The 2,448-nt window shown below is 57.4% G+C and carries 2 protein-coding genes; both read right to left on the reverse strand.

The genetic code is table 11. From position 1 onward, the window contains the following. Positions 1 to 1,568, reverse strand: a 1,568-nt coding sequence (locus ACXJKO_RS31245) for a calcium-binding protein (RefSeq protein WP_457094887.1), incomplete at its 3' end; no start/stop codon positions are given. A 275-nt stretch (positions 1,569 to 1,843) separates the two neighbouring features. Then, a partial coding sequence (locus ACXJKO_RS31250; RefSeq protein WP_457094888.1) for a glycosyltransferase occupies positions 1,844 to 2,448 on the reverse strand: 605 nt, incomplete at its 5' end.

The raw sequence follows: 2,448 nt of genomic DNA on the forward strand, positions 1-2,448 counted from the left end.
ACCCGGTCGCCATTGATGTCGCCATAGACGCTCGTGGTTTCGTCTGTAGCGCTCGCATAGCGCAACTGAGCAGCCTTGCCGGTGAAGGCGCCGCTACCGATAAACGAGAATGCCTGGTTGCCGCTTATTCCAGCATTGGCGTCGATAGCCGAAAGGTCAATCAAATCCAAGCCCCTGATGAAATCAGCGATCACGTCCGCCTTTGTTCCGACAATGCTCTCGCTCGAAGCGGTGAACTGGAACGTATCCGCGCCCGCATTGCCGAACAATCGGTCAGTTCCGGCCCCGCCGATCAGCGCATCATCGCCGTCCCCACCCTGCAGAATATCATTGCCGATCGCGCCGGCGAGCGTGTCATTGCCTGCGAGGCCGTTGAGTGTCTCGTTGCCCCCAAAGCCGTTGAGCGCGTCGTTGTCACTCGTTCCTGTCACCGACAGCACAGAGTTGCTGCCGAGGCCAGAGAAAGTGGAGTTCGCGTGTGTTGAGATCGCGGTGCCGCTCAAATCGAGGTTCGATCCAGGTTTCCACAGGTCGAAGACACGTGTGCCCGGATCAGCATCGACGATCCGCCCGCCAATCACAAACGCCTTCGCACCTTCCGCCATCCAGATGTGGGCCTGCGAGGGAGATCCGCCACCCTGGTAGTGAGGGTCTAAGCTGACGCTGTCCTCCATCGTAATGGTGTCGCTCCAGAAACGGTAATTGCGATTGTTTCCCTCGGCTAACGCCCGAACCAAAACCGTATTGTCCGACTTCAAGTCGTAGCCTGCATCGGTACTGCCGGATGCGACCGTATCCTCGAAGCGAATGTTGTAGGTGCCGCCCTCGGTAGCAAATCCATCTCCGTTCCAGTACTCAGACGCCGTACCGTGCCCATGACTGTTCTTCATAGTGACCTTGCGAAGCGTCACATCGTGCACTGTGCCGTCGAGATGAACCCCGAAGACATAAAGGCCGCCATCCTGATATTCGCTGTCGCCCAAGATGTCTTCAAGGAGAACATCGCGCGAGTTATACTGGAGCCGAATGGCACTTTTCGAGAAACCATGGACGTCAACGTCCCGCACTGTCAGGCCATCGACGCTCGCCGAACGTGCACCGTCGGAGACATAATTCTCGATGAACCGTGTTACGTTGTGGGCCGTCACGTGCTCGATCGCGAGGTCCTTGATATCGGCCCCAATTCGAAACGCGCCGTTGCCGACGTTCTTGAATGCTAAATTCGCGAAATGCATATTGTCCGCCCCGGCGAGCAGGCGGAATACCTCCGCTCCCTCTGCGGCACCAGGGCTATAGGACGACGCTCTTGTGCCGACAAAATCGGCCTTCATGTCGTCTCCGTTTCCGTCAACCCCTTTGACCGTGACAGGCGCACCGGCTGCCCCGCCGTGCCGCAGAAGAATTGGAGAGCTGACTTTATAGGCGCCTTGATCAGCGCGAAGCAGGATCTCACTCCCCGAGCCGCCGGTGCTGATGAATTTAGACAAGCTCGAAAGCGTGCCGGCATTGGCCCAAGAGGAGCCATCCTTCGCCCCCGAACCGGTGGGAGAAATATAAAAATTCGACATTAAGAGCCCCAATTTGATTATAAATTTTTGGAATGATTATGAGTTTTTAAAAATGATTATGCATACATGGGGTGGTTGCATAAATCGAAAATGAAGCGACAATTTGTCTGGATTATACTGTACCAAATTATTGATGTTCAGCGGCAGACAACATTGAGCATGTCGGTCCTCATGAGGGCGCGCGATGGATGGGCAGGAGCCGTTGAAGCTTAGTCAGCATTCGGGTTGTGGGAGCTTGCGTCCCAGGCCTAGAGGTCTTCATGTCGCTCCGCCCATCACAGGCTCTCCGCAGGCCATTTACGAAATCGTGGAACCGTCAAAACCGAACTTATTACAGCCTTGTACTGAGCGATCGCATGCTCCAGAGCGAAGTCGCGCGCGCGACTTCGCGCCGCGACAGCGAAGCGAGCGCGAGCCTCGGGATTTGTCATGATGCGGAGCCCGGCGCTCATTGCACTCTCGTCATTAGTCGGGACCAAGACCCCGTAGGCCGCCTCGGTCAGAGTTGAAACCTTCTGCGCGCCTGCCCGGTCCTGTAGGATCTCCGACGGTCCCGAGTCGCAGTCGGTCGCCACGACAGGTCGCCCGACGCACATGGCCTCAAGCATCGCATTGGGGAAGCCCTCGGCATTGGACGACGAGACGTAGAAGCTCGCCTGTCCGACGATGGCGTGTGGATTCGCGGCAAATCCCGGCATATGAACCCGGTCGGCGATTCCGAGCCCCGCGGCGAGCGCGGTGAGCGCGCTCCGCTCCGGTCCCTCTCCAAGAATCGCGAGGGCACCGCCGATATTCGCGTCCGCATAGGAACGCAAGAGCATCGAGAAGTTCTTGTTGGACACGAGACGTCCAACCGCGACCATGCAATCCGGTGGAAGAA

The organism is Microvirga sp. P5_D2, from assembly GCF_054049475.1.